The sequence below is a fragment of the Microbacterium sp. LWH12-1.2 genome, assembly GCF_040675825.1.
Lineage (GTDB): Bacteria > Actinomycetota > Actinomycetes > Actinomycetales > Microbacteriaceae > Microbacterium.
The window spans coordinates 588794-615254 of record NZ_JBEGIJ010000001.1; the positions used below are offsets into that span (position 1 = coordinate 588794).

General features: G+C 68.0%; 22 protein-coding genes and 1 pseudogene. 19 read left to right on the forward strand and 4 right to left on the reverse strand.

The window, feature by feature from the left end; all coding sequences use genetic code 11:
- Positions 1-1071, reverse strand: coding sequence for a ribosome small subunit-dependent GTPase A (gene rsgA, locus MRBLWH12_RS02685; RefSeq protein ID WP_341975265.1), 1071 nt, complete (start codon positions 1069-1071; stop codon positions 1-3).
- Positions 1068-2393 (reverse strand): 3-phosphoshikimate 1-carboxyvinyltransferase, encoded by a 1326-nt coding sequence (aroA, locus tag MRBLWH12_RS02690; protein ID WP_363545824.1) that lies wholly within the window; start codon positions 2391-2393, stop codon positions 1068-1070. Before aroA ends, rsgA begins: the two co-directional genes overlap by 4 nt.
- 50 nt (positions 2394-2443) lie before the next feature.
- On the opposite strand from aroA, the gene MRBLWH12_RS02695 reads away from it, so the two are divergent.
- The 13 genes and pseudogenes from MRBLWH12_RS02695 to MRBLWH12_RS02755 all read left to right on the forward strand — a co-directional run bounded on the left by MRBLWH12_RS02695 (position 2444) and on the right by MRBLWH12_RS02755 (position 15072).
- Positions 2444-3106 (forward strand): sigma-70 family RNA polymerase sigma factor, encoded by a 663-nt coding sequence (locus MRBLWH12_RS02695; RefSeq protein ID WP_341975263.1) that lies wholly within the window; start codon positions 2444-2446, stop codon positions 3104-3106.
- Positions 3103-3348 (forward strand): zf-HC2 domain-containing protein, encoded by a 246-nt coding sequence (locus MRBLWH12_RS02700; RefSeq protein WP_341975262.1) that lies wholly within the window; start codon positions 3103-3105, stop codon positions 3346-3348. Before MRBLWH12_RS02695 ends, MRBLWH12_RS02700 begins: the two co-directional genes overlap by 4 nt.
- Before the next feature lie 40 nt (positions 3349-3388).
- The gene (locus MRBLWH12_RS02705) at positions 3389-4690 is read left to right on the forward strand and encodes a GNAT family N-acetyltransferase (RefSeq protein ID WP_363545826.1); all 1302 of its coding nucleotides are present in this window, start codon (positions 3389-3391) and stop codon (positions 4688-4690) included.
- Between the two features lie 110 nt (positions 4691-4800).
- Positions 4801-6081, forward strand: a complete 1281-nt coding sequence (locus MRBLWH12_RS02710; RefSeq protein ID WP_363545829.1) for an APC family permease — start codon at positions 4801-4803, stop codon at positions 6079-6081.
- 107 nt (positions 6082-6188) lie between these two features.
- Positions 6189-6467, forward strand: coding sequence for a hypothetical protein (locus MRBLWH12_RS02715; RefSeq protein ID WP_363545831.1), 279 nt, complete (start codon positions 6189-6191; stop codon positions 6465-6467).
- A 15-nt stretch (positions 6468-6482) separates the two neighbouring features.
- Positions 6483-7853 (forward strand): annotated as a pseudogene (locus tag MRBLWH12_RS02720) (ABC transporter substrate-binding protein); the annotation flags it as partial.
- A 42-nt stretch (positions 7854-7895) separates the two neighbouring features.
- The gene (locus MRBLWH12_RS02725; protein WP_341975257.1) at positions 7896-8900 is read left to right on the forward strand and encodes an ABC transporter permease; all 1005 of its coding nucleotides are present in this window, start codon (positions 7896-7898) and stop codon (positions 8898-8900) included.
- A complete protein-coding gene (locus tag MRBLWH12_RS02730; RefSeq protein WP_363545834.1) occupies positions 8893-9894 on the forward strand; it encodes an ABC transporter permease in 1002 nt (333 codons plus the stop codon). The genes MRBLWH12_RS02725 and MRBLWH12_RS02730 overlap by 8 nt, the downstream gene beginning before the upstream one ends.
- Positions 9891-10751: an ABC transporter ATP-binding protein gene (locus tag MRBLWH12_RS02735; RefSeq protein ID WP_363545837.1), complete on the forward strand. Its 861-nt coding sequence runs from the start codon at positions 9891-9893 to the stop codon at positions 10749-10751. Before MRBLWH12_RS02730 ends, MRBLWH12_RS02735 begins: the two co-directional genes overlap by 4 nt.
- A complete protein-coding gene (locus MRBLWH12_RS02740; RefSeq protein WP_341975254.1) occupies positions 10748-11587 on the forward strand; it encodes an ABC transporter ATP-binding protein in 840 nt (279 codons plus the stop codon). The genes MRBLWH12_RS02735 and MRBLWH12_RS02740 overlap by 4 nt, the downstream gene beginning before the upstream one ends.
- A 26-nt stretch (positions 11588-11613) precedes the next feature.
- A complete protein-coding gene (locus MRBLWH12_RS02745) occupies positions 11614-12756 on the forward strand; it encodes an ROK family transcriptional regulator (RefSeq protein ID WP_363545840.1) in 1143 nt (380 codons plus the stop codon).
- A 46-nt stretch (positions 12757-12802) separates the two neighbouring features.
- On the forward strand, positions 12803-14059 hold the full coding sequence (locus tag MRBLWH12_RS02750; protein WP_363545843.1) for a 6-phospho-beta-glucosidase: 1257 nt from the start codon (positions 12803-12805) through the stop codon (positions 14057-14059).
- Entirely contained in the window at positions 14056-15072 is a 1017-nt protein-coding gene (locus MRBLWH12_RS02755; RefSeq protein ID WP_363545845.1) for an N-acetylglucosamine kinase, read from the forward strand. The genes MRBLWH12_RS02750 and MRBLWH12_RS02755 overlap by 4 nt, the downstream gene beginning before the upstream one ends.
- Before the next feature lie 78 nt (positions 15073-15150).
- On the opposite strand, the gene MRBLWH12_RS02760 is transcribed toward MRBLWH12_RS02755, so the two are convergent.
- Positions 15151-18816 (reverse strand): multifunctional oxoglutarate decarboxylase/oxoglutarate dehydrogenase thiamine pyrophosphate-binding subunit/dihydrolipoyllysine-residue succinyltransferase subunit, encoded by a 3666-nt coding sequence (locus tag MRBLWH12_RS02760; protein ID WP_363551287.1) that lies wholly within the window; start codon positions 18814-18816, stop codon positions 15151-15153.
- Positions 18817-18974: 158 nt separating this feature from the next.
- On the opposite strand from MRBLWH12_RS02760, the gene MRBLWH12_RS02765 reads away from it, so the two are divergent.
- The 3 genes from MRBLWH12_RS02765 (at position 18975) to MRBLWH12_RS02775 (ending at position 22931) form a co-directional block, all read left to right on the forward strand.
- On the forward strand, positions 18975-20429 hold the full coding sequence (locus MRBLWH12_RS02765) for a GuaB1 family IMP dehydrogenase-related protein (RefSeq protein ID WP_363545848.1): 1455 nt from the start codon (positions 18975-18977) through the stop codon (positions 20427-20429).
- 121 nt (positions 20430-20550) lie between these two features.
- Positions 20551-21867: a hemolysin family protein gene (locus MRBLWH12_RS02770; RefSeq protein WP_363545851.1), complete on the forward strand. Its 1317-nt coding sequence runs from the start codon at positions 20551-20553 to the stop codon at positions 21865-21867.
- Complete coding sequence (locus MRBLWH12_RS02775; protein ID WP_341975246.1) at positions 21864-22931, forward strand: hemolysin family protein; 1068 nt, start codon at positions 21864-21866, stop codon at positions 22929-22931. The genes MRBLWH12_RS02770 and MRBLWH12_RS02775 overlap by 4 nt, the downstream gene beginning before the upstream one ends.
- Before the next feature lie 3 nt (positions 22932-22934).
- On the opposite strand, the gene MRBLWH12_RS02780 is transcribed toward MRBLWH12_RS02775, so the two are convergent.
- On the reverse strand, positions 22935-24002 hold the full coding sequence (locus MRBLWH12_RS02780) for an NADH:flavin oxidoreductase/NADH oxidase (RefSeq protein ID WP_363545854.1): 1068 nt from the start codon (positions 24000-24002) through the stop codon (positions 22935-22937).
- Positions 24003-24057: 55 nt separating this feature from the next.
- Here MRBLWH12_RS02780 and MRBLWH12_RS02785 point away from each other — a divergent pair, with 55 nt between their 5' ends.
- Genes MRBLWH12_RS02785 through MRBLWH12_RS02795 form a run of 3 tightly spaced genes read left to right on the forward strand, consistent with a single transcriptional unit; the run spans position 24058 to position 26456 of the window.
- Positions 24058-24888 carry an NAD(P)H-hydrate dehydratase gene (locus MRBLWH12_RS02785; RefSeq protein ID WP_363545857.1) on the forward strand — a complete coding sequence of 277 codons (831 nt, stop codon included), beginning with the start codon at positions 24058-24060 and terminating at the stop codon, positions 24886-24888.
- The gene (locus tag MRBLWH12_RS02790; RefSeq protein WP_363545860.1) at positions 24885-26105 is read left to right on the forward strand and encodes a hypothetical protein; all 1221 of its coding nucleotides are present in this window, start codon (positions 24885-24887) and stop codon (positions 26103-26105) included. The genes MRBLWH12_RS02785 and MRBLWH12_RS02790 overlap by 4 nt, the downstream gene beginning before the upstream one ends.
- Before the next feature lie 18 nt (positions 26106-26123).
- Positions 26124-26456 (forward strand): thiamine-binding protein, encoded by a 333-nt coding sequence (locus MRBLWH12_RS02795; RefSeq protein ID WP_341975242.1) that lies wholly within the window; start codon positions 26124-26126, stop codon positions 26454-26456.
- The last annotated feature ends 5 nt before the right edge of the window (positions 26457-26461 follow it).

Consider the following 26461-nt stretch of genomic DNA (forward strand, 5'->3'; position numbering starts at 1 on the left):
CTAACGGCCGGGAGCCTGGTCGGCCTTGTCGGAGAAGGTCTGCAGCAGCCGCTGCAGGGAGTCCAGGCGGGCCCGCCCGGTCTCGCCGAGCTCTCCGCTCTCCGCTGCTTCGATCAGGGCGCAGTCCGGCGCATCGGCCAGGTGCGTGCAGCCCCGAGGGCAGTCCTCGGCGATCAGTGAGAGCTCGGTGAAGGCCGCCAGGATGTTCGCCGGGTCGACGTGCCCGAGGCCGAACGACCGCACTCCAGGGGTGTCGATGACCCAGCCGGAACCGGCATCGCCCTGGTAGCGCAGCGAGACCGTCGACGAGGAAGTGTGCCGGCCGCGGCCGGTGACCTGGTTGACATGACCGGTGGCGCGGAGCGCCGTCGGCACCAACGCGTTGACGAGCGTGGACTTGCCGACGCCGGAGTGCCCGACGAACACCGTGGAGTGTCCGACCAGTGCGGCGCCGATCTCCTCGATCGGCATCTCCTCCTGGGCGCTGGTGAACACGCGGAGGTCGAGGCCGTCGAAGTGCGAAAGAAAGGCCGTGGGGTCGGCGAGATCGGTCTTGGTCACGACGAGAAGCGGGCGGATGCCGGCATCCAGCGCCGCGACGAGGTAGCGGTCGACCAATCGAGCCCTGGGCTCGGGGTCGGCCGCGGCCACCACGACGAGCATCTGGTCGGCGTTCGCGACGATGACCCGCTCCACCTGGTCGGTGTCATCGGCGCTGCGCCGGAGCAGCGAGGTGCGATCGACGATGCCGACGATCCGGCAGAGCGTTCCCTCGGCGCCCGAGGTGTCGCCGACGATCCGGCCCTGGTCCCCGGTCACGATCGGCATGCGTCGGAGTTCGCGCGCCCTGGTCGCCGTCACGGCGCGCTCGTCTGGGCCGTTCTCATCGATGAGCACCGAGTAGCGGCCGCGGTCGACGCCGAGGACGCGTCCGATGACGGCGTCGTCATGGGCGGGGCGGCGCTTGGTGCGGGGACGGTTGGCCTTGGGGTTGGGCCTTGTCCGGAAACTGCTCTCGTCGTAGTCCTCGAAGTCGTCTTCGAGGTCGTCGGCGCCGTCGAGCCAGCTCATCCGGCGCTGCCTCGCAGCATCCGCTCCCAGAGCATGGTGAACTCGGGCAGCGTCTTCGCGGTGGTGCCGATGTCGTCGACCTCCACGCCGGGGACCCGCAGGCCGATGAGGGCTCCGGTGGTGGCCATCCGGTGGTCGTGGTGAGCGGCCCAGCCGCCGCCGTGCAGCGGCCGCGGGATGATGCGCAGTCCGTCGGCGAGTTCTTCCGCTTCGCCACCGAGCGCGTGGATGTTGCCGATGAGTGCGGCGATGCGGTCGGTCTCGTGCATGCGGATGTGGCCGATGCCGCGGATGGTCGTCGGGGTCTCGGCGAACGCTGCAAGCCCCACGAGTGTCGGGGTGAGTTCGCTGGCTGCGGAGAGGTCGAGATCGAGGCCGCGGATGCCGGTTCCGGCGCGTACCGTGAGGGTGCCGCCGTGCCGGCTGACGTGTGCACCCATGGCCTGCAGGATCTCCGGCAGCAGGGCTCCCGGCTGCGTGGAGTGCGCCGGCCACCCGGTGACGGAGACGGAACCGCCCGTGATGAGTGCGGCTGCGAGGAAGGGCGCCGCGTTGGACAGATCGGGCTCGATCGGGATCTCTTTCGCCCGGGGCACACCCGCCTCGACGAGCCATTCGCCGGCCGCGGGTCGTTCGATGCGGATGCCTCGGCGGCTGAGCGCCTCGATCGTCATGTCGATGTGCGGGAGGCTCGGCAGATGCGAGCCGGTGTGCACGAGGTGCAGACCCACGTCGAAGCGCGGGGCCGCGAGCAGGAGCCCGGACACGAACTGGCTGGATGCGGAGGCGTCGATCTCGATCCGGCCGCCGCGGATGCGGCCGTGTCCGCGGATCGTGAACGGAAGCGACCAGGTGCCTTCGTCGTCGATGTCGACGCCGAGGTCGCGGAGTGCGTGGATCAGCCCGCCCATGGGGCGATGCAGCGCCGTCTCGTGGGCGGTGAGGTGCACATCTTTCGCAGCGAGACCGGCGAGGGGGGCGATGAAGCGCATCACGGTGCCCGCCTGGCCGCAGTCCACCGTCGCGCCGCCTTGCAGCTTCGCCGGCGTCACGATGAGATCGGGGCCGAACTCGCTGCCTGCGTGCTCTTCCTCGATGCCGACGCCGAGGGCCCGCAGCGCGTCGACCATCCGTCGGGAATCGTCGGAGTGCAGCGGTGCGATCAGACGCCCTGGGCCGTCGGCGATGGCAGCGATGATGAGTTCGCGGTTCGTCAGCGATTTCGACCCCGGAATCGTCAACGTGGCGTGCACGGCGTCGGAGGTCGTCGGCGCCGTGTAGGCACCCTGGACGAGGGGAGGGGAATACCTGTTGGCGCTCATCGGTTTCCACCTTAGTGAACGGCGCCCCACTCGCCGAGAAGGAGACACCCATGCTCGCCACGCTTGAGCGCGAGACGGCGGACATCAGCGGCCTAGACTGGCCGGTGATGGATGACACGGCTACTGCAGACACGATCGGCGACGCACGGCGTGAATTCGAGGAGCAGGCGATCCCGTTTATGGATCAGCTCTACGCCGCGGCGATGCGTATGACGCGCAATCCGGCCGATGCGGCCGACCTCGTACAGGAGACGTTCGTGAAGGCGTTCGGGTCCTGGGCGACGTTCACGCAGGGGACGAACCTGAAGGCCTGGCTCTACCGCATCCTGACCAACACGTACATCAACATCTATCGCAAGAAGCAGCGCGAGCCGTATCAGGGCACGATCGACGAGCTCGAGGACTGGCAGATGGGCGGGGCGGAGTCGACCACGGCTTCGCACAGCCGTTCGGCTGAGGCGGAGGCGATCGACCGGATGCCGGCATCCGTCGTCAAGGACGCGTTGCAAGCGGTACCGGAGGACTTCCGTCTCGCGGTGTACCTCGCCGACGTCGAGGGGTTCGCCTACCAGGAGATCGCCGACATCATGAAGACGCCCATCGGCACCGTGATGAGTCGTCTGCACAGGGGCAGACGGATGCTGCGGGAGCTGCTGGCCGACTACGCCGCAGAGCGGGGCATCGCCGCGGCAGACACGAGGAGCAAGAGATGAGCGACTGCGGCTGCGCGAAAGCGCGTCAGGATCTGGAGGAGTACCTCCGCAACGAGGTGTGCAAGACCGAGCACACCGAGATCCGCGAGCATCTGGAGAGCTGCCCTTCCTGCCGGGATGAGGCACTCGTCGCCACCACGCTGACCGAGGTGATCGCCCGCGCCTGCAAGGAGAGCGCTCCGGAGGAGCTGCGCGACCAGGTCTTCGCGCGTCTGCGCGAGGTGCAGGCTTCGCAGCACTGAGTCGAGTGCGGCGTCCGCCCCTCTGGATAGGGTGGGTCGCATGAGCTCCATCGACGCGCGGGAGATTCCCGCCGACCAGACCTCCGCCGCCCGACTCGCCGAGAACGGGCTCGAGTACCGTCTTGTCGATTTCGGTGATCCGGCGCACGCGACGGCCTTTCAGCGAGCCGTGTCACGCGGCTTCCTCGGCGGCGAGCCGACCAAAGAATCCCTGGAACACGGTCGGGCCCCCTTCGAAGCCCGCCGCAACACGGGCGTGTACAACGCCGGCGCTGCTGACGATGACCTGCCGGTTGCGACCATCAACTCCTGGGCGACGCCGCTGACCGTTCCTGGTGGCGCCGAGGTGGACATGTGGGCGATCAGCGTCGTCACCGTCGCCGCCACGCATCGGCGCCGAGGAATCGCGAGAGCGCTGCTGGAGGGCGAACTTCGCGCCGCCGCTGCGGCCGGCGTCCCGGTCGCGGGACTCACCGTCTCGGAGGCGACGATCTACGGTCGTTACGGATTCGGCGCGGCGATCCCGGTGGCCCGCTTCACGGTCGACACGCGGAGAGCCGGATGGGCAGGTCCGTCCTCCGCAGGACGCATCGAGTTCGTGGAGAAGGAGGCGCTGGCCGCAGACCTCGGAGTCGTGCACGAGCGGGCTCGGTCCGCGCGCGCAGGACAGATCCCCGGGTGGCCGGGGCGATGGGAAGGGCACGCGGGTCTGGCTCCGGACTCCGACCGCGAGAAGGTCCGCGGGGTCCGCTATCTCGATGAGGCGGGAGAGGTTCGAGGCGTCCTGGCGTACACCGTCAGCGAGACAGGCAACACGTTCCGCTTCAGCCTGAGCGTCCGGCTGCTCGTCGCCGAGACGCCGGAGGCTCTCGCCGCGCTCTGGCGGTTCGCGCTCCAGCATGACCTGGTCGATGAGGTCACCGCCGATCTCCGCCCGATCGACGACCCGCTCCCGTGGCTGGTCGCCGACCCGCGGGGGGTGACGCAGACCCTGCACGACCACGGCTGGCTGCGCATTCTCGATGTGCCGGCGGCTCTGGCCGCGCGGACGTTCTCGGCCCCTCTCGACGTCGTGATCCGCATCGAGGACGAGATGGGATTCGCCGCAGGGGACTGGCTGCTGCGTGTGGAGGCCGGCGGCCGGACCCACATCGACGCGGTGCATGGCGAAGAGGCAGACGTCCAGATGGGCATCGCCGCGCTGTCGGCGCTGTACGCGGGCGGGGTGCGGGCGTCTTCGCTGCACGCCGCGGGGCTCATCCGCGCGGATGCCGAGATCATCGATCGACTCGACCGGGCCTTCATCGCGCTGCCGTCGCCGTCGCTCGACATCTGGTACTGAGTAGAGGCCGGTGCGCCGCACCGGCCTCGCCCAGATGATTGACCGAGAAACGACGATCGTTGTCTGTGCAGGTGGTCGGACAGCAGGGTCCGATGCCCGAGGATGGGCGGATGGCAACGACGTTGACGCCCCGCTCCACCGGCGGGCTCGGTCTTCTGCAGGGCATCGCCCTGTACCTCGCTTCGGTGCTCGGCACCGGTCTGCTCGTGCTCCCCGGGCTCGCAGCGAGGGAGGCGGGGCCGGCGAGCCTCGTGTCGGTCGCCGTCGTGACGGTGCTGGCGATCCCGCTGGCCGGAACGTTCGCCGTCCTCGCAGCACGCTATCCCGACCCTGGCGGCGTCGCGAGCTACGTGCGCCGTGCGCTCGGTGATACCGCGGCCCGTGCGACCGGCTACTGGTTTCTGCTGGGCGTCGCCGCCGGGGGACCGGTGGTCGCGACGCTCGGGGCGCAGTACATCTCGGCGGTGCTCGGCATCGATCGCGCCGCCGTGCCTTTCGTCGCCCTCGCGTTCTACGTGATCCCGTTCTGCGTCAATCTGTTCGGCGTCCGAGTGGCGGGGTGGCTGCAGCTGGTGCTCATGGCGCTCCTGCTCGGCGTCGTCGTGACGGTGGTCGCCGTCGCCGCTCCGGCCGTCGACCCGGCGAACTTCGCCCCCTTCCTCCCGCATGGCTGGGGCGGCGTCGGCACAGCGATCGTGATGTTCGTCTGGGCCTTCGCGGGATGGGAGGTCGGCACGCACATCTCCGGTGAGTTCGCGCATCCCCGCCGGGTCATCCCGATCGCCACCGCGGTGACCCTGGTCATCTCCGGAGCGGCCTACCTCGCCCTTCAGGTGGTGACGGTCGGTGCGCTCGGGGCTGGAGCGGGGAGCGGGAGTGTCGTGCTGCTCGACCTGGCGAGAGAAGGTGCGCCGGGGGCAGCTCCCGTGATGATCGGCGCCGTCGCCGCCATCGTCGCGATCGGTGTCCTGAACGTGTATCTCGCCGCCTTCGCGAAACTCGGCGCATCCTTGGCGCTCACCGGCGACCTGCCGCGGTGGTTCGCACGCGGGGCGGAGAACGGTGCCGTGCCGCGTCGCGCTCTTCTGCTCACCGGGGCGATCGGTCTCGTCTACTTCGGGCTGCTGCTCGGGAGAGATCTCGATCTTCAGCCGTTCATCCTCATCCACACGGCCAGCATGGTCGCGATCTACACCCTGGGCATGATCGCCGCCGTCCGCATCCTGGAGCGGGGGAGTGCAGGCTGGTGGATGGCGGCGATCGCCGCCATCCTCTGCGCAGGGCTGCTCGCGCTCGCGGCATCCGCGCTCCTCGTACCGGCTGTGCTCGCGGCGGTGGCCGTCGTCGTGACCGTCGCCCAGAGATCCAAGAAAAGAATCTTCACAAAATAATTGGAAAGGTCTTTTCTGAAAAGGACCTTTCCTATAACCTCGTCTCCAGGTGGATGCCCTTCCGCCCTGCTCTCACTGAGCAACGAAGCACTTGAGACGAGGTTCCCATGCAGGACAACCGCTGGAGGAAAGTTCTTCCTCTTGTCGCGGGCGCAGCTGCGCTCGCACTGACCCTGGGCGGCTGCGCGCCCGGCGGCAGCTCCACCGACGCCGGCGAACGCCCGATCCGGATGTGGTCGGGTCATATGACCCCGATCACGAACAACTTCAACCCGTTCGCCACCGAGACGGCGACGCACATGACGTTCGGCGCGATCTACGAGCCGCTCTTCTTCTTCAATCAGCTGTCCGACGAGGCGCCCGTCGGCCTGATCGGAGACTCGTAAGAATACAGCGAAGACGGCAAGACGCTGACCATCACCATCAAGCCAGACCTCAAGTGGAGCGACGGCAAAGACCTCACGTCGAAGGACGTCGCCTTCACCTTCGGCTACGCGAACAACGTCGACAAGGACATGGTCGGCGTCGAGACTCCCGACGACACCACCGTCGTCGTGACGTACTCGTCACCCAAGTTCACCGCCGCGTCGCAGATCCTCGGCGGCATGTGGATCGTCCCCGAGCACATCTGGGCCGACATCACCGACTTCGCCACCGAGACCAACCCTGAGCCCGTCGGCTCCGGCCCGTACACGCTCAAGTCGTTCACGGACGCGGCCTACACGCTCGAGGCGAACAAGGAATTCCGTGAGGAGGTCGCGATCAAGGAGGTCCAGGATGTCGGCATCGACTCGAACCAGTCCTCCGAAGATCTCCTGAAGACGGGCAAGCTGGACTGGGTCGGCCAGTTCATCGCGAACCCCGACAACGTCACGTCCAATGGACGCAACGCCACGATCAACCAGCAGCAGGACCCGACGGTCATCATGACGTGCGCCAATGCAGCGCTCGGCTGCGAGGGTGCCCAGACCGACCCGGCCGTGCGCCAGGCGATCAACGTCGCGATCGATCGTGAGGCGATCGGCTCCAAGGCGTTCGCCGGCCTGAGCGGCATCTCGACCCCGAGCTTCGTGCTGCCGGGTCGCGATGACAAGTGGCTCAGCGACCCGTCTCTCCTGGAGAGCCCGCAGAGTCCTGACGCTGCGGCAGCAGGCGCGATCCTCGAAGCCGCCGGCTACACCAAGGATGCCGACGGCTTCTACGGCAAGGACGGCGTCGCCATCGAACTCGACCTGTTCTCGCCTGACGGCTGGACCGACTACAACGACGCGGCGAAGCTGATCAGCGCGCAGGCTGCGGATGCCGGCATCCGCATCAACGCCCGCACCGTGTCGGACGCCGAGTACTGGACGCCGCTCGAGAGCGGCGAGTACCAGATGGCGCTCTACGGTCTCACCCAGTCGCTGGTGGCCGACCCGTTCTCGACCTACGACACCTACTTCGCGACCGAGGCCACGGCCAAGGTCGGCGAGGCACCCACCGCCGGCCAGAACTACGGCCGTTACTCGAACCCCACCGTCGATCAGGCTGTCATCGCGGCCGGAGCGACGCAGGACGAGGCCGTGAAGAAGGAGGCGTACGCGGCCGCTCAGGCGGAGATCGCCAAGGATCTGCCGTACATCCCCGTGGTGCTGAACGCCTCGCAGTCGTTCTTCAACACGAAGGACTTCACCGGCTGGCCCACCGAGGACGACCTGTACGCGTCGCCACTGCCGTACCTGTCGACCGCGTCGGCAGTGATCCTCACGCACCTGCGTCCCACCGAGAAGTAAGGGACCACATCCCATGGACCGATTCATCGAGGGGAGGACCCCATGAAGTTCTGGCTACGACGCATCACGTTCTACGTCGTGACCTTGTGGGCCGCGATCTCTCTCAACTTTCTGCTGCCGCGGTTCCTGCCGGGCGACCCCGCTGCGATCATGCTGGGCAAGCTCCGGCGTGCCAGTGGTGGCAGGCCGCTATCCGAGGAGACGATCAAGTCGATCCGCTCCATCCTCGGCGCGGAAGATGACATCAGTCTGTGGGATCAGTACCTCGCCTACTGGGGCCGGTTGCTGCACGGTGATCTCGGGGTCTCTTCGACCCGATACCCGGCTCCGGTAGGCGAGCTCATCACCGCGGCGCTGCCGTGGACGGTGACACTCGTGGGTGCCGCCACCATCATCTCCTTCGTGATCGGCATCATCGCCGGCGCGTGGGTGGGGTGGTTGCGCGGCACCTGGGTCGACCAGCTCGTCCCGTTCACGACCTTCCTGCAGTCCGTGCCCTACTTCTGGCTGGCGCTCGTCCTCGTCGCGGTGTTCTCCGTGCAGTGGGGCGTGCTGCCGATCATCGGCGGGTATGACGTCTTCGAATACCCCGCCGGTCCCGAGTGGAGTCCGGGTTTCATCGCCAGCACGCTGGTGCATGCCATCCTGCCGGCGACCACGATCGTGATCTCGTCGGTCGGCGGATGGCTGCTCGGGATGCGCAACATGATGGTGCAGACGATGGCGGAGGACTACGTCATCACCGCGGAGGCGAAGGGGCTGACACGCTCCCGCATCCGCACGGCCTACGCCGCCCGTAACGCGGCGATCCCCAGCCTCTCCGGCTTCGGCATCGCCCTGGGGTTCGTCGTCGCCGGCTCCATCGTCACCGAGCAGGTGTTCAGTTATCCCGGCATCGGAAAGCTGATGATCCAGGCCGTGCAGGGGCTGGATTATGCGCTCATGCAGGGTGTCTTCCTCGTCATCACGCTGACTGTGCTGGCGGCCAACTTCCTCATGGATCTGGTCTACGGATTCATCGACCCGAGGGTACGACGCGATGGCTGAGCAGACGCTTCTCATTTCTCCCCCCGACACCACCCATGCTGTCGCGGTTTCGCAATCCGGCGGCAGACGCCGACGCGGCGGGCTCACGATGTCGGGCAAGCTCCTCGCCGGGATCATCATCGTCGGTGCGATCGTGCTGTTCGGTCTCTTCGGCCCGCTCTTCCTCGGCAACCCGCGAGACGCGAGCTTCGATGCTCTGCTCCCGCCGAGTCCTGAGCATCCGCTGGGCACCACCAAGCTCGGCTACGACGTTCTCTCGCAGATCGCGACCGGAACCCAGGGATCGCTGTTCGTCGGCGTGGTGGCCGGCCTCGTCTCACTGGTGCTCGCACTCGTGTTCGGAGTGCTCGCCGGGTACTTCGGGGGCGTCCTCGACGAAGTCCTGACCCTGGTGACCAACATCATGCTCGTCATCCCCGGCCTGCCGCTGGTGATGGTGATCGCCGCGTACGTGCAGAACACCGACGGACTGGGGGCGCTGGCACGCAGTTCGTTGCTCGTCGCCCTCGTGCTCGGCATCACCGGCTGGGCAGGATCTGCCGTGGTGCTGCGCGGGACCGCCCGGTCGCTGCGCACGCGGGACTACGTCGCGGCCTCTGTCGTCGCCGGTGAACGACCGATGCGGGTGATCTTCGTGGAGATCCTGCCGAACCTCGTGCCGCTGCTCGCCGCACAGCTGATCTTCGGTGTGATCTTCGCCGTGCTCGGAGAGGCCGGTCTGTCTTACCTCGGTCTCGGACCGACGGGATCGATCACGCTCGGCACCGTGCTCAACGATGCGCAGACCGGCCAAGCCGTCGGCAGCAGCGCGTGGTGGTGGTTCGTACCGCCGGGCGCCATCATCGCCCTGATCGGCACCGGTCTGTCCCTGATCAACTTCGCGATCGACGAGATCGTGAACCCGAAGCTGCGTCTCGCCCCTCAGGCGGCGCGGCGACAGCGCCGCGCCCGTCGGGCCGGCGTCGGCATCGCAGGAGACGGGGCAGTCGCATGAACGTTCCTGAGGCAGTTCTCACGGCGCGGAACGTGTCGATCGAGTACGAGGTGGATCCGCCGGTGAAGGCTGTCCGCGATGTGTCGTTGACGCTGAATCGTGGGGAGATCCTGGGCCTTGCCGGAGAATCCGGGTGCGGGAAGACAACGCTGGCGTACGGGCTGAACCGGTTGCTGAAGGCGCCGGCATTGATGACCAGCGGCGAGATCGTGTTCCACGATCGTTCTGGCACGGACATCGATGTGGTGGCGTTGGGGGCCGAAGGGCTCAGGGTATTCCGCTGGGACAAGATCTCGATGGTGTTCCAGGGGGCGATGAACTCGTTGAACCCGGTCATCAGTGTGCGGGCGCAGATCTTCGACATCTTCGACACGCACCGGCCGGGGATGAGCCGCAAGGCGAAGACCGAGCGCGCCGAGGAGCTCCTCACCCTGGTGGGGGTGGATCCTTCCCGTCTCACGTCGTTTCCGCATGAGCTGTCCGGCGGAATGCGGCAGCGGATGATGATCGCGATGGCGCTGGCCCTGGACCCGCAGGTGATGATCATGGACGAGCCCACGACGGCGCTGGATGTCGTGGTGCAGCGGGGGATCATCCGCGAGATCATGCGGTTGCGCGAGCGACTCGGATTCGCGGTGATCTTCATCACGCATGATCTGCCGATGCTGATCGAGATCAGTGATCGGATCGCGGTGATGCTGCAGGGGCAGATCGTGGAGCAGGGCACGGCGGAGGAGATCTACCGCGCTCCGCAGCATGAGTACACGAAGAAGCTGCTCTCCAGCTTCCCGTCGCTGAAGGGTGAGCGCGGCGATTTCGTTCGCACCGGCGCATCGATCGAGGAGCAGGTCCGATGAACGAGACATCCACTCTGGAGGCCAGGAACCTGGTGAAGAACTTCACCCTCCGGTCGGGGTTCCGCACACACACTCTGCACGCGGTGAAGGACGTCTCGTTCACGATCGCGGCCGGGAAGACGGTGGCGCTGGTGGGGGAGTCCGGGTCGGGGAAGTCGACGATCGCCCGGATGTTGATGAAGCTGGAATCTCCCACGAGCGGGCAGATCCTCCTGGACGGGCACCGGACCGGCTCCCGGGGCCGGGATGTTGCGGCGTACCGGTCACAGGTGCAGATGGTGTTCCAGGATCCGTTCGCGTCGTTGAACCCTTTCCACACGATCGGGCACCATCTGGAACGCCCGATCCGTATCCATCACCCGCACCTGTCCGCCGATCAGGTGCGTGAACGCACTCTGGAGCTGCTCGATCGCGTGCGCCTCACTCCCGCGGAGAGCTACGTGGATCGTCGCCCGCACGAGCTGTCCGGTGGGCAGCGCCAGCGGGTCGCGATCGCCAGGGCGTTGGCGCCGGGGGCGAGGTTCATCGTCGCCGATGAGCCGGTCTCGATGCTGGACGTGTCGATCCGGTTGGAGGTGCTGAACCTGCTCGCGGATCTGCAGCGGGAGGAGAACCTCGGCGTCCTCTACATCACTCACGATCTCGCGACCGCACGGCATTTCAGCGACGAGATCATGGTGCTCTACCGCGGCGACGTCGTCGAACGCGGACCGGCTGACGACGTCATCCTGGACCCCCAGCACGAGTACACCCGCACCCTGCTCGGAGCCGCTCCCGAACCGGACAACCTCGGCCGACTCCGCGACGAGGTCCGCCGCGAACTCCGCTCGGTGTGAGTCGCGGCATCCTCCAAGGGAATCTCATGTCACAGATCGATCCGGGGACTTCGTCCTGGTTGCGCACCAGGAACGACCGCGAAGCGCTGCACCTGTTCCTCGAGCACGGCCCGCTGACGCGCACCCGGCTGGGAGAGCTGTCCGGGATGTCGAAGCCGACGGCGACGCAGATGATCGCGCGCCTGAAACGCGCCGACCTGGTGCGTCCGGTGGGCGAGGTGTCCGGCAATCGCGGGCCGAGCGCGGTGAGCTGGGGTGTGCGCACTGATCGCATCACGGGCGTCGCGGTGAGCATGCTCGAGGACACCATCCAGGCGGTGCTCGTCGACGCGGCCGCGGCCGAGCATCCCATCATCGAACTCCCCGTCGACAAGGCCGAGCGATCGCCGGAGGGCGACATCCGACGCGCGATCGACGCCGCCTGCGCGGCGGCCGATGCCGAGCATCACACCGTCGAAGCCGTGACGGTGGGGGTGCAGGCGGCGGTGAGCCACGAGCATGATGTGATCTCGTTGACGGACTCGCTGCCAGGCTGGCCATCGACGGGATCGCGGCGGCGGATCGAGCAGTCGCTCGGTGTCGCGGTGACTCTCGAGAACGACGTCAATCTCGCGACGATGGCCGAGCGCGCCATCGGCGTCGCGCAGGATGCCGGCAGTTTCGCGCTGCTCTGGATGGGAGGCGGTCTCGGTGTCGGCGTGGACCTCGGCGGCAGCGTCCATCGCGGCGCGCACGGGAGCGCCGGCGAGATCGGATACCTCACGGTCTCCGCGGCCCCGGGCGCCCCTGGAGCCGGCACCACGGCTCTGCTCGGCTCCGACGCCGTTCTGCAGCTGCTCGGCGGCGCCGACGCACGGTATCCCCAGGACATCGCCGCGCTCGCCGACGACCCCGATGCACTCGACGCCATCGCCGAGCGCATCGTCCTCACCCTCGAACCCGTGCTCGCCGTGCTCGACCCCGCGATGGTCGTCCTCGGCGGCCCGACCGCTCTCGCCTGTGGTGCGCGACTCGCTGCCCTTGTCACGGCGCGCACGGCCGATGGCGAACGCCCCGCGCCGACCGTCAACCTCAGCACGACGGGAAGCACCGCGGTACTGGTGGGCGCTCGCCGCCTGCTGGTGCAACAGATCAGGGAACGCCTCGAAGAGCGCATTCCCACCCAGTGACGTCCGACCATCGGGCGCAGACACAGCACAGAAACAAGGAGAGCAGATGAAACTCGCCATCGTCGGCGGTGGATCGACTTACACCCCGGAGCTGATCGACGGATTCATCCGACTTCAGCAGCAATTGCCGATCGAGGAGATCGTGCTGGTCGACAGCGACCGCTCGCGGCTCGATCTCGTCGGCGGCGTGTCCCGGCGGATGCTGGCTCGCGCCGGTCACCCGGCTCGCCTGACGGCGACGGATGACCTGGTCGCCGGAGTCAGCGACGCGGATGCCGTACTCATCCAGCTGCGCATCGGCGGGCAGGACGCCCGTGAGCAGGACGAGACATGGCCGCACGAGGTCTCCTGCATCGGACAGGAGACGACGGGACCCGGCGGCCTGGCGAAGGCGCTGCGCACGGTACCCGTCGTCCTGCGGATCGCCGACGTCGTGCGCACGCACGCGAAACCCGACGCCTGGATCGTGGACTTCACGAACCCGGTCGGCATCGTGACCCGCGCGCTTCTGCAGGCCGGGCACCGGGCCGTCGGACTATGCAACGTCGCTATCGGATTCCAGCGGCGCTTCGCGGCCGAGGCCGGGGTCGAACCCGACCGGGTGGGACTCGCGCACGTCGGGTTGAACCACCTCACGTGGGAGCGTGGCGTATTCGTCGACGGCAAGGATGTACTCCCGGGACTCCTGGACAGCAACCTGCAGGGACTCGCGGACGACGTCGAGCTCGCACCGGCGCTGCTGTCGCAGCTCGGTGTGATCCCGTCGTACTACCTCCGCTACTACTACGCGCATGACGAGGTCCTGCATGAGCAGCGCCACCACGCCACGCGCGCCCAGGAAGTGCGGGCGATCGAGAACGAGTTGCTCGGACTGTACGCCGATCCGACGGTGGACACGAAGCCCGCGATCCTGGAACAGCGGGGTGGAGCCTTCTATTCGGAAGCAGCGATCGAGCTTCTCATCGCCATCCGTGGCGGCACGGACGTGCCGCGCGTCGTGAACCTCCGCAACGATGGCGTTCTGCCGTTCCTGCCGGACGATCACGTCATCGAGGTGCCGGCGCGGCACATCGACGGCACGTTCGTCGCCGAGCCGGTGGCCGCGCTCCCTGACGACATCAGCGGGCTGATCAGCGCTGTCGCCGGATACGAACGCCTCGCGCTGGATGCGGCGATCCACGGCGGACGCGACCGGGTGCTTCGCGCGATGCGTGCCCACCCGCTGGTGCTTCAGCACGATCGAGCCGAGAACCTCACGGATCTGCTCCTGGCGGCGAACTCGCAGTTCCTGGAGTGGGCGTGACAGCGTCGTCGGGCCTCGTCCTCGCCGTCGACGGGGGCGGATCGAAGACCGACGTCGTGCTGCTCGACGCCACGGGAGAGGTGCTCGCCTGGGAGCGTGGCACCGGCTCGAGTCCTCAACTGGAGGGTCTCGACGAATCCGTGCGGGTGATCGATGCTCTGATCGGTCGTGCGCTCGACGGGCGCGATCCACGGGAGCTGATCCAGGTGAGCCTGTATCTCTCGGGTCTGGATCTCGCGGAGGAGATCGTCGCGTACCGCTCGGCCATCGTCGGGCGGGAATGGGCCGATACGGCGGTGGCTGTCGAGAACGACCTGCATGCCCTGCTGCGGGCCGGGACCGACTCGCCCGATGCGGTCGCCGTGATCTGCGGCACCGGGATGAATGCGATCGGCGTGCGGGCCGACGGAGTGGTCGTGCGCTTCCCTGCGCTCGGTCCGCTGTCCGGCGACTGGGGCGGAGGCAGCGAACTCGGTGATGCAGTGGTCTGGCATGCTGCGCGTGCCGAGGACGGCAGAGGACCCGAGACGGCACTGCGTGCGCTACTGCTGCGCAGCGTCGACGCACCGTCGGTCGCGGAGCTGATCGAGGACGTCCATCTGGGTAAACGCGATCACGACGGCTTCGCGGCGCTGGCGCCGCTCGTGTTCGAAGCAGCGCACGCCGGCGATGCCGTGGCGCAGAGCATCGTGCAGAGGCAGGCCGAGGAGGTCGTCGCCTTCGTGCAGGCATGCGTGCGCAGGCTCGACCTGCACGACATCGCGGTGCCGGTGGTCTTCGGGGGAGGCGTCGCCCGGTCGCGGGATCCGCTGCTCCTGGCGGGTATCCGCGACGGACTCGACAGGGTCGCACCGCGCGCGCAGCTCAGCGTCGTCGACGCGCCGCCCGTTCTCGGCGCGGCGTTGCTCGCGTTGGCGGCCGCCGGCGGCGACGAGCAGGCCCTCGAACGGACCCGCGAAGGGCTGAGCTCCGATGAGCGATTCCAGCAGCGGGTGCCGCTCAGCGCCGGCTGAAGCCGCGACCGCCGTGCCGTGCACGTGAAAAGGGGCATCCCGACCGAAGTCGGGATGCCCCTTTTCTGTTGGCGTGAATCAGCCGACGGTGAGCGCGGTGCGCAGCAGTCGGGCCTGTTCGGCCGCGTGCACCTTCGAGGATCCGGTCGCGGGCGACGCGGATGCGGCGCGGGCGACGGGATGGAACGTGCGGTCACCGGGGACATCGGCGAAGGCGAGCGCGAGGAACGGCCATGCACCCTGGTTCTCCGGCTCGTCCTGCACCCACACCAGCTCGGCGTTCGGGTACGAGTCCGTGATCGCCTTGAGCTCGCCGATCGGGGTCGGGTACAGCTGCTCCAGGCGCACCAGCGCGACCTCTGGGTTCGGGTTCTTCTCGAGCTCGCTGCGCAGATCCCAGTGGATCTTGCCGGAGTGCACCAGCACGCGCTTGACGGCGCTGCGGTCGAGCCCGCGGTCGTCGTCGATGACCGGTTCGAAGCGGCCCTGAGTGAACGCCTCGACCGGGCTGGTGGCCCCGCGAAGGCGCAGCATCGCCTTCGGCGTGAAGATGATCAGCGGCTTGCGCGGCCGGGCGTATGCCTGACGGCGCAGCAGGTGGAAGTGGGAAGCCGGCGTCGACGGGCGCGCGACGATCATGTTGTCCTGTGCGCACAGCTGCAGGAAACGCTCGATGCGCGCCGAGGAGTGGTCGGGTCCCTGACCCTCGTAGCCGTGCGGGAGCAGCAGCGTGACGCCGGAGTACTGGCCCCACTTCTGCTCGGCGGCCGAGATGTACTCGTCGATGACCGACTGGGCGCCATTGACGAAGTCGCCGAACTGCGCCTCCCACAGCACCAGCGCTTCCGGTGCCTCCACGGAGTAGCCGTACTCGTAGCCGAGAGCGGCGTACTCGCTGAGCAGGGAGTCGTAGACCCAGACGCGGCCCTGGCTGTCGGAGAGGTTCGCCAGCGGCAGCCATTCCTGTCCGTTGGTGCGGTCGTGCATCACGGCATGACGCTGCACGAAGGTGCCACGACGGGCATCCTGCCCTGCGAGGCGCACCGGGGTGCCCTCCAACAGCAGTGAGCCGAAGGCGAGCAGCTCGCCGAACGCCCAGTCAATGCCGCCGTTGCGACTCATGTCCGCGCGCTTGTCGAGGAGCTGCTGCACCTTCGGGTGCACGGTGAAGCCCTCCGGCTTGTTCACGAAGGCATCGCCGATGAGCTGGATGACCTCGTTCGCGACGCCGGTGACGTCGGGGGCGCCCTCCTGCTCATCGACATGCGCGGTGACCGGGGCGATCGGTGTGGCACCGGTCTCGGCCGCGTGCGTCTCGGCGAAGGCGATCTCGAGCCGGTTCTGGAAGTCGGCCTTCGCCTCTTCGTACTCCTGCTCGGTGATGTCACCGCGGCCGACCAGAGCCTCGGTGTAGAGCCGGCGGACGGACCGCTTCGCCTGGATGAGGTCGGTCATCAGCGGCTGCGTCATCGAGGGGTCATCGCCCTCGTTGTGGCCACGTCGGCGGTAGCAGACGAGGTCGATGACGACATCGCGGTGGAACCGCTCGCGGTACTCGAACGCGAGCTGGGCGACGTGGATGACCGCTTCGGGGTCGTCGCCGTTCACGTGGAAGATCGGTGCCTGGATGGTCTTCGCGACATCCGTCGCATACACCGAGGTGCGGGCATCCGTCGGGGTGGTGGTGAACCCGACCTGGTTGTTGACCACGACGTGGATCGTGCCGCCGGTGCGGTAGCCGCGCAGCTGAGACATCTGCAGCGTCTCGACCACGACGCCCTGACCGGCGAAAGCGGCATCGCCGTGCACGAGGATCGGCAGCCACGAGAAGGTGCCGATCGGGTGGCGGTCCTGCTTGGCGCGGACGATGCCCTCGAGCACGCCGTCCACGGTCTCCAGGTGCGACGGGTTCGCGGCGAGGTAGACGGGAAGCTCGCCGCCGTCATCCGCGATGAAGGTGCCCTCGGTGCCGAGGTGGTACTTCACGTCACCGGAGCCGCGCTGGTTGCCCGGAGTCTGAGTGCCCTCGAACTCGCGGAACACCTGTCCGTAGGTCTTGCCGGCGATGTTGGTGAGAACGTTCAGGCGACCACGGTGCGCCATCCCGATCGCGGCGCCCTCGAGGCCGGCCGTCGCCGCACCCTGCAGGATCTCGTCGAGCAGCGGGATGAGCGACTCGCCGCCCTCGAGCGAGAAGCGCTTCTGTCCGACGAACTTCGTCTGCAGGAAGGTCTCGAACGCTTCGGCCTCGTTGAGCTTGCGGAGCACACGCAGCTGCTCGTCGTGGCCGGGCTTCTGGTACTTGAGCTCGACCTTCTCCTGGAACCAGCGGCGCTGCTCAGGATCCTGGATGTGCATGTACTCGATGCCCAGCGTGCGGCAGTAGGAGTCGCGGAGGACGCCGAGGATCTCGCGCAGCTTCGCGACACGTCGTCCGCCGAAGCCACCGGTGACGAACTCGCGGTCGAGATCCCAGAACGTGAGGCCGTGGGTCTCGATCTCGAGGTCGGGGTGCGAACGCTGCACGTACTCCAGCGGGTCGATGTCAGCCATCAGGTGGCCGCGCACACGGAAGGAGTTGATGAGCTCCTGCACGCGGGCGGTCTTGTCGACGCGCTCGGCGAGGTCGACGGCGATGTCCGCGTTCCAGTGGATCGGGGCGTACGGGATGCGCAGGGCCGCGAAGATGTCGTCGTAGAAGCCGCGCTGCCCGATGAGCAGCTCGTGCACCTTCTTGAGGAACTCGCCGGAGCCGGCGCCCTGGATGACACGGTGGTCATAGGTGCTGGTCAGGGTGATCGTTTTGCCGATCGCGAGCTCGTTCAGCGTCTTCTCGCTGGCGCCCTGGAACTCGGCCGGGTACTCGAGGGCGCCGGCGCCGATGATGGCGCCCTGGCCCTTCATCAGACGGGGCACGGAGTGCACGGTGCCGATGCCGCCCGGGTTGGTGAGTGAGAGCGTCGTGCCCTGGAAGTCGGCAGCGGTGAGCTTGTTGCCCCGGGCGCGGCCGACGAGGTCCTCGTAGGCGGAGAGGTACTCGGTGAAGGTCATCGTGTCGGCACGCTTGATGCTCGGCACCATGAGGGCGCGGGTGCCGTCCGGCTTGGGGAGGTCGATCGCGATGCCGAGGTTCACGTGCGCCGGCGCGACGACAGACGGCTTGCCGTCGACCTCGGCGTAGAACACGTTCTGGCTCGGGAACTCCTTGAGCGTCTGGATGAGCGCCCAACCGATGAGATGCGTGAAGCTGATCTTGCCGCCGCGTGTGCGGGCCATGTGGTTGTTGATGACGATGCGGTTGTCGATCATCAGCTTCGCCGGGATCGTGCGCACGCTGGTCGCAGTGGGGACGGCGAGGGACTCGTCCATGTTCGCGGCGAGAGTCTTGGTCATGCCGCGCAGGACAGTGACCTTGTCTTCCTCGGTCGCCTCGACGGGATCGCTCTTCGCCGCGGGCTTCGGTGCCTGGGCGGGGATCGGGGCGGCGGCGGCCGGCTTGGTGGTCGTCCGGGCGACGGGCTGCGCGCCGATCACCGGGATGGGGGCGGTGACCGGATGAGCCGTCTGTGTGGCCGGTGCGGCCTCGCCTGCCGGGGGAGCGGCGGTCTCCGGCTGATACTTCTCGAGGATCGGCCACCACTCCTTGTCGACGGAGTCGCGGTTCACCTTGAACTGCTCGTAGAGCTCTTCGACGAGCCAGGAATTGGCTCCGAACCCCCCGTCGCCGGTCACCTGGTTCGACACGCTCAATCGCCCTCTTTCATCGCTGAATCTGTCTGCACGGTCCAAGGGGCAGGATGCGCCCGGGATCGCACACTCTCAACGAACAAGCCTAACGTGTTTCCCGGGCGAATCTCCCACACCACCAGCCGAACACGGCCCGACGTGAGTAGCGTGGGGGCATGGAGTTCTCAGGTGCGTTGCCGACCGTCGATCTGACCTATTCAGACGTCTTTCTCGTGCCGCGCCGATCCGCGGTCTCCAGTCGCCTCCAGGTCGATCTCGCGCCACGGGACGGCACCGCTGCGACCCTTCCGCTGGTGGCGTCCAACATGAACTCCGTGACGGGTCCGCGACTCGCGGCCGTGCTCGCCCGGCGCGGCGGTATCGGCGTGCTCCCGCAGGACATGCCGCTGCAGCACCTGGATGCGGCGATTCGAGATGTGAAGAGCCAGCCGGTGCTCTGGGATACACCGCTCGTACTCCCGCCAGAGGCATCCGTGTCAGACGCGCTCCGACTCGTCCCGGCGGTCGCCGGGCATGGCGTGGTCGTCGCGGCCGGACGCGCTCCCTTCGACGTGGGCCGGATTCTCGGCATCCTGCCCGCGTCTCGACTCGCCACGGCCCTGCCGGATGCACAGCTGGGCGACCTCGTGCATTCCGGCACGCCATCGCTCGACGCCGACGACATCGGTTCGGAGCGCCATGCGTTCGATGTGATCACCGACGCCGGAGTCGAGATGATGACCGTCATCCACCACGGGCACCTGGTCGGGACGCTGAGCGCTCGCAGTGCGTTGCGGTCCACGCTCTACCGTCCGGCGCTCGATGCCCAGGGTCGGCTGGTGGTCGCCGCAGCGATCGGCATCAACGGCGACGTCGCGGCGAAGGCCAAGGCGCTGGCGGCGGCCGGAGTCGATGTCCTGGTCGTGGATACCGCGCACGGTCATCAGGAGGGGATGCTCCGGGCTCTGCGTTCCGTGTCGGAGCTGGATCTCGGTCTGCCGATCGTGGCGGGCAACATCGTCACGGCGGACGGCGTGAACGATCTGGTCGATTCCGGAGCGACGATCCTCAAGGTCGGCGTCGGCCCCGGTGCGATGTGCACGACGCGGATGATGACCGCCGTGGGGCGACCGCAGTTCTCCGCCGTTCTGGAGACCGCCGAGGCCGCGCGCCAGGTGGGCGCGCACGTCTGGGCGGACGGCGGCGTCCGCTATCCGCGCGACGTCGCTCTCGCGCTCGCCGCGGGTGCCGCATCCGTCATGATCGGCTCCTGGTTCGCCGGCACGATCGAGGCGCCGGGCGAACTCCAGAGCGACGCAGACGGCCGCATCTACAAGGAATCGTGGGGGATGGCCTCGACGAAGGCCGTGCAGGCCCGCTTCGGACGCCTCGACCCCTACGAGCGGGCGCGCAAAGAGCTGTTCGCCGAGGGCATCTCCTCGTCGAAGATCTACCTCGACCCCTTGCGTCCCGGCGTGGAGGATCTCCTCGACATGATCACCTCGGGGGTGCGTTCATCGTTCACCTACGCGGGCGCGGCAACCGTGGCGGAGTTCCACGACCGTGCCTTCGTCGGTCTGCAGTCGGCCGCCGGCTATGAAGAGGGCAAGGCGCTGCCGGTGAGCTGGTAGGGGCGGTCCCGCGACTCGCAATCACAGACCAGTTCTGTAGAATCGTCGGCACAATGGATGACCCTCCCAGTTGCAGTAGTTCGCCCCACCGTCCACCTCTCCGCAGCGGGAGGAACACCTGATGGACTACATCATGTTGGGCGTGGGGCTCCTTCTCACGGTCGGGACCGGCCTGTTCGTCGCGAGCGAGTTCGCGCTGGTCAATCTCGACCGTGCCGACCTCGAAGCCCGACAGGCCAAAGGGGAATCGCGACTGGCGCTGACGATCAGCGCTCTGAAACACACGTCGACGCATCTGTCCTCGGCTCAGCTCGGGATCACGCTGACGACTCTGCTCACCGGTTACACGATGGAACCGGCGCTCTCGAACATCCTCGGCCCGACGCTTCTGGCCTGGAGGGTTCCCGAAGCCGCCGTCTCGCCGATCGCGACGGTGGTGGCCATGACGGTCGCGACCGTGGTGTCGATGATCCTCGGTGAACTCGTCCCCAAGAACTTCGCGCTCGCCCTTCCCCTGGCGACGGCGAAGCTGGTGATCCCGTTCCAGATCGCCTTCACCACGGTGTTCAAGCCCGCGGTGATCGTGCTCAACGGCAGTGCGAACGCGGTGCTCCGCGGCATGGGCATCGAGCCGAAGGAGGAGCTCTCAGGTGCGCGCACCGCAGAGGAGCTCTCCTCGCTGGTGCGGCGATCGGCGCGAGCCGGCGTGCTCGAAGCCGACACGGCGAGTCTGCTGGACCGCAGCCTCAGCTTCGCGCGGCTCACCGCGGCCGACGTGATGACCGCACGGCCGAGCATGCACGCGATCGCGGCAGGTGACTCGGCGAATGACGTCATCCACCTCGCTCGGCGGACCGGACACAGCCGATTCCCGGTGTACGACGATGATCTCGACGACATCACCGGTGTCGTGCACCTGAAGGCCGCAGTCTCGGTGCCGCGCGAGCGCCGCGCCGAGGTCCCCGTCGGGGCGCTCTCCACTGAGCCGCTCCGGGTGCCGGAGACCGTTCATCTGGACGGACTCATCTCCGAGCTGCGCGCGCGCGGCTATCAGCTCGCCGTCGTCGTCGACGAGTACGGCGGCACGGCGGGCCTCGTCACCCTGGAAGACCTCGTGGAGGAGATCGTCGGCGAGGTCTCCGACGAGCATGACCGCTCCAAGGCCGGCATCGTCCGCGGGCGCGACGGGGTCGTCTTCCCCGGTGAGCTGCGTCCTGACGAGCTTCGCCGTCGCGCAGGCGTCGAGGTCCCGGAGGGCGATGTCTACGACACGGTCGGCGGCTACATCATGAGTGTTCTCGAGCGCGTGCCCTCCAACGGCGATGAGGTGACCCTCGACAGCGGGATCTTGCAGGTGGTGCGGATGGATGGACGTCGGGTCGACCGCATCCGATACATCCCCAGACCGCACGAGATCGAAAAGGAGGCGACCCGATGAACGATTGGGCAGGCCTCGTCTGGCTCGTGGTGCTCCTCGCAGCGAACGCCTTCTTCGTCGGCGCCGAGTTCGCGGTGATCTCCGCACGGCGCTCGCAGATCGAGCCGCGTGCGGAGCAGGGCTCCCGTGCGGCCAAGACCGCGCTGTACGCGATGGAGCACGCGACGCTCATGCTCGCGACATCGCAGCTCGGCATCACGATCTGTTCGCTCCTCATCCTGAACGTGTCCGAGCCGGCGATCCACCACCTTCTCGCGCAGCCCCTGCACGCGATCGGGTGGTCGGATGGTGTCGTCGACGCTGTCGCCTTCGCGGTCGCGCTGCTCATCGTCTCCTTCCTGCACGTCGTGTTCGGTGAGATGGTGCCGAAGAACCTCGCGTTCTCGGTGCCCGACCGAGCGGTGCTGATCCTGGCACCACCCCTGGTGTGGGTGTCGAAGGTGTTCATGCCGGTTATCTGGCTGCTCAACGGTGCGGCGAACGCCGTGCTGCGGCTGTTCCGTGTGGAGCCGAAGAATGAGGCGGCGTCGACGTTCACGCTCGAGGAAGTGGCGACGATCGTCGATCAGTCCCGGCGGGAGGGCGTGCTCTCGGATGCCTCGGGCACGCTGGCCGCGGCGTTGGAGTTCACCGACAAGAAGGCCCGAGACATCGCCGTCCCGCTGGACGATCTCGTGTCCCTGCCCGAATCGATCACACCTGATGAGATCGAACGGGCTGTCGCGCGTTATGGATTCTCGCGGTACGTGATCGTCGACGGCGAGGGCGCTCCGATCGGGTATGTGCACCTGAAGGACATCCTGCGCACCTCAGACGGAGCGGATGCCGTCGCCAAGGCCGCGCAGCCGGTGCCGAAGAAGCGCATCCACCACATGGTCCCGGTCCAAGAGGACACGGACCTGGAAGATGCTCTCGCGCTGATGCGTCGAGCCGGCCGCCACCTGGCGAAGGTGCGCAATGCGCAGGGGGAGACCACAGCCGTGCTTTTCCTCGAGGACATCCTCGAGGAACTCGTCGGCGAGGTGCAGGATGCGACCCGGCGCGTGATCAACCGAGGGCAGTGACGGTCAGCGCCAACGGGCGCGAAGGTACTGCGAAGGCCACGAGACGTCCGCGCCGAGTTCGTGCGCGGCCCGGAGCGCGAAGTGGGGGTCTCGAAGCCACTCGCGGCCGGCGAAGATCGCGTCGGCCGCGCCCTCCGCGAGTACCCGCTCCGCCTGCTCGGCCGCGGTGATCAGGCCGACGGCGGAGACCGGGATGCGGCCGCCCTGGCGCACCGTCTCGGCCAGCGCGACCTGATAGCCCGGGAACAGGTCAATCTGCTGGTGGGCGACGAGCCCTCCGCTGGATACGTCGATGAAGTCGGCGCCGTGCTCCGTCGCCCATCCGCCGACGACCGCTGCCTCCTCGGGAGTGAAGCCGCCGTCGGCGTGATCCGTCGCGGAGATGCGTACCAACAACGGCACGTCGTCGCCGGATTCCGCGCGCACCGCGTCGATGACACGCAGCAGCAGTCGGGCGCGGTTCGCAAGGGTCCCGCCGTACTCGTCGGTGCGTTGATTCGACAGCGGCGACAGGAACTGGTGCAGCAGGTAACCGTGGGCGCCGTGGATCTCGAGGACGTCGAATCCGGCATCCAGTGCGCGACGTGCCGCGGCGGCGAAGGCGTCGACGACATTGTCGATCCCGGTGATCTCCAGGGCGATCGGGGCATCGAACCCGTCGAACGCGACGGGAGAGGGCGCCACGGTGCTCCACCCGCCGTCGCCGACCGGAACGGAGCCGCGATCGTCGGCCCAGGGCCACCACGTCGATGCCTTGCGTCCGGCATGTGCGAGCTGGATGCCGGCGACCGCACCGCGATCGTGGATCGCCCGCACGATCGGCGTCCAGGCATCGCGCTGCTCGTCGTTCCACAAGCCCGTATCCCGGGGCGAGATCCGACCCTCCGGCGCCACGGCGGTGGCCTCGGCGACGACGAGACCGGCACCGCCGGACGCGAACTGGGCGAGGTGCGTGTGGTGCCACTCCTGCGGCATCCCGTCGACGGCGCTGTACATGCACATCGGTGACACCCAGAGCCGGTTGCGGAACTCGACCGAACGAAGACGAAGCGGAGAGAAGAGAATGCTCACCTCTCGACCGTAGTGCGCGCGCGACGACCCGAGGCGCTCGCACTAACGTGGAGTCATGGTCGAGGTTCGTGAGTGGTCCCGTGCGGACACCGTGCCGTTCCTGCGCGTTCCGTCGCCGGCCGACGACAAGTATTCGCGAGGCGTCGTCGCGCTGCGCACCGGATCGGATGCGTACCCGGGGGCGGCTGTGCTCGGTGTCGAGGCCGCCTGGCGCGCCGGCGCTGGCTATGTCCGTTACGTCGGCGAGGGAAAGGCAGCGGATGCGGTGATCGCGCGGCGGCCGGAGACGGTCACCGGCCGTGACACCGGCCGCACCCGCATCGGCGCGTGGGTGATCGGCTCCGGCACGGACCCCGGGCACCGGAGTCACCAGGAGCACGAGGCGCTGCGCGAGATTCTCGCCGGCGTGGTGCCTGTGGTCGTCGATGCCGGTGCGCTCGATCTTGCCGTCGCCGCGAACGCGCCGGCCCTCGTCACACCGCACGCCGGAGAGTTCGCTCGGTTGCGAGAGCTGATGAAGCTTCGCGCGGACGCGGACAGAGCGGCTGAGGTGGCGCAGACGGCAGCAGCGCTCGGCGCAACGGTGCTGCTGAAGGGGGCCAAGACTCTCATCGCCTCCGCGGATGCAGCGATCATCACCGTCGAGGCGGGGACGGGCTGGCTCGCGACGGCCGGCACCGGAGATGTGCTCGCCGGCATCCTGGGCGCGCTGATCGCGGCGAATCCTGATGCGCCGCTCGCCGAGACGGCAGCGGCCGGGGCCTGGCTGCACGGACACGCCGGGCGGCTGGCCGCAGGAGCGACCGATGGAGCCCACGGGCATCCGATCGTGGCCATGGACGTCGCCGAGGCGCTGCCGTCGGCGATTGCGGACCTGCTGTCGTGACCGCCGCCCGCACCGGTCGACTCATCGCGCTCTGGGCGGTGTTCCTCGGCGTGCACCTGCTCATCGCGGTACTCGGCTGGATCTATCCCAGCCAACCGATGGGTGACGTCGTCCTCGTCTATGAACCCTGGTCGGCCTCGGCGCTCGGCGGGGGAGCGATCGTCGGCGTCACCGAGCAGTGGGTCTATCCGCAGCTGGCGCTGCTGCCGATGCTCCTGGCCAAGCTCCTCTCGATGCCGCTCGTGCCGCTGCTCGGCGTATCCGGCGCCTATCTCATCGCCTGGGCGGTGCTGGTGACCGTGCTCGACGCCGTGGCGTTCGGTGTGCTCCTCGGTCGCGTGGCGTCGCGGCCGCATCGGAGCGCTGCCTGGTTCTGGTCGGCGGCGCTGCTCCTGCTCGGGCCGATCGCGATGTACCGGATCGATGCGATCACCGTGCCGATCGTCGTGGTCGGCGGCCTCTGGTTGCTCAGGCGACCGGCGGTCGCGGTCGCGCTGCTCACGATCGGAGCATGGATCAAGATCTGGCCCGGCGCCGTGGTCGTGGCCGCCATCCTCGCCTCGAGGACCCGCGTGCGGATGTTGGTCACCGCGGTCGCCGTGACGGCGGTCGTGATCGTGCTGCTCTTCCTGCTCGGGGCCGACGCAGAGCTGCTCGGATTCCTCACGGAGCAGACCGGCAGAGGCCTGCAGATCGAAGCGGTCGCCGCGACGCCGTTCCTCTGGCTCGCCATGGCCGGATCCGCGCGGATCGAGTACAGCTTCGACATCCTCACCTTCCAGATCGCTGCGGACGGTGCGGATGCCGTCACCGCCGTGCTCACGCCGCTCATGTTCGCCGCGGTTCTCGCGATCGCCGCGATCGGCGCCATGAAGGTCATGCGCGGGGCATCCTTCCCGCGGCTGTTCCCGCCGTTGGCGCTCGCACTCGTCGTCACGCTCATCGTCACCAACAAGGTCGGCTCCCCGCAGTTCCAGACCTGGCTGATCGCACCGGCCCTGCTCTGGATCGTTCTCGATCGCGTCCGCGCACACGTTCCGGCCATCATCGTGCTCGTCCTGTGCGCACTCACCTGTTTCATCTACCCGCTCACCTACGATGCGCTCCTGCGTGCCGAGCTCGTGCCCGTCATGATGCTGTCGGCGCGGAATATCCTGCTGGTCATCCTGCTCGCCGTCGGCATCCGCGCGCTGGTGCGGGTGCCGACGAAACCCTGAACACCCGGAGGTACTCCCATGCTCATCGCCTTTTCCGTCGCCCCCAGCGGCACACCGGCCAGCGGTGCCGAGAGCACGGACGGTTCCGTGCACGATGCGGTAGCGGCTGCCGTCCGTGTCGTGCGCGAGTCCGGCCTGGCCCACCGCACGACCAGCATGTTCACCGAGATCGAGGGACCCGACTGGGACACGGTCATGGACGTCGTGAAGCGAGCGACGGAAGCCGTGATGCCCTTCGGCTCCCGGGTGTCGCTCGTTCTGAAGGCCGATATCCGCCCTGGTTACTCCGGCGAGCTGGATGCGAAGGTCGACCGCCTGGAGGCGGCGATCGAGGGCGGGTCGGACCGGTAGCATCG

Coding starts and splice junctions, on each gene's coding strand:
- MRBLWH12_RS02730 (WP_363545834.1), top strand. CDS start 8,893: ATGGCTGAGCAGACGCTTCTCATTTCTCCCCCCGACACCACCCATGCT.
- MRBLWH12_RS02795 (WP_341975242.1), top strand. CDS start 26,124: ATGCTCATCGCCTTTTCCGTCGCCCCCAGCGGCACACCGGCCAGCGGT.
- MRBLWH12_RS02770 (WP_363545851.1), top strand. CDS start 20,551: ATGGACTACATCATGTTGGGCGTGGGGCTCCTTCTCACGGTCGGGACC.
- MRBLWH12_RS02745 (WP_363545840.1), top strand. CDS start 11,614: ATGTCACAGATCGATCCGGGGACTTCGTCCTGGTTGCGCACCAGGAAC.
- MRBLWH12_RS02695 (WP_341975263.1), top strand. CDS start 2,444: ATGCTCGCCACGCTTGAGCGCGAGACGGCGGACATCAGCGGCCTAGAC.
- rsgA (WP_341975265.1), bottom strand. CDS start 1,071: ATGAGCTGGCTCGACGGCGCCGACGACCTCGAAGACGACTTCGAGGAC.
- MRBLWH12_RS02710 (WP_363545829.1), top strand. CDS start 4,801: ATGGCAACGACGTTGACGCCCCGCTCCACCGGCGGGCTCGGTCTTCTG.
- MRBLWH12_RS02725 (WP_341975257.1), top strand. CDS start 7,896: ATGAAGTTCTGGCTACGACGCATCACGTTCTACGTCGTGACCTTGTGG.
- MRBLWH12_RS02735 (WP_363545837.1), top strand. CDS start 9,891: ATGAACGTTCCTGAGGCAGTTCTCACGGCGCGGAACGTGTCGATCGAG.
- MRBLWH12_RS02715 (WP_363545831.1), top strand. CDS start 6,189: ATGCAGGACAACCGCTGGAGGAAAGTTCTTCCTCTTGTCGCGGGCGCA.
- MRBLWH12_RS02775 (WP_341975246.1), top strand. CDS start 21,864: ATGAACGATTGGGCAGGCCTCGTCTGGCTCGTGGTGCTCCTCGCAGCG.
- aroA (WP_363545824.1), bottom strand. CDS start 2,393: ATGAGCGCCAACAGGTATTCCCCTCCCCTCGTCCAGGGTGCCTACACG.
- MRBLWH12_RS02785 (WP_363545857.1), top strand. CDS start 24,058: ATGGTCGAGGTTCGTGAGTGGTCCCGTGCGGACACCGTGCCGTTCCTG.
- MRBLWH12_RS02740 (WP_341975254.1), top strand. CDS start 10,748: ATGAACGAGACATCCACTCTGGAGGCCAGGAACCTGGTGAAGAACTTC.
- MRBLWH12_RS02700 (WP_341975262.1), top strand. CDS start 3,103: ATGAGCGACTGCGGCTGCGCGAAAGCGCGTCAGGATCTGGAGGAGTAC.
- MRBLWH12_RS02705 (WP_363545826.1), top strand. CDS start 3,389: ATGAGCTCCATCGACGCGCGGGAGATTCCCGCCGACCAGACCTCCGCC.
- MRBLWH12_RS02750 (WP_363545843.1), top strand. CDS start 12,803: ATGAAACTCGCCATCGTCGGCGGTGGATCGACTTACACCCCGGAGCTG.
- MRBLWH12_RS02765 (WP_363545848.1), top strand. CDS start 18,975: ATGGAGTTCTCAGGTGCGTTGCCGACCGTCGATCTGACCTATTCAGAC.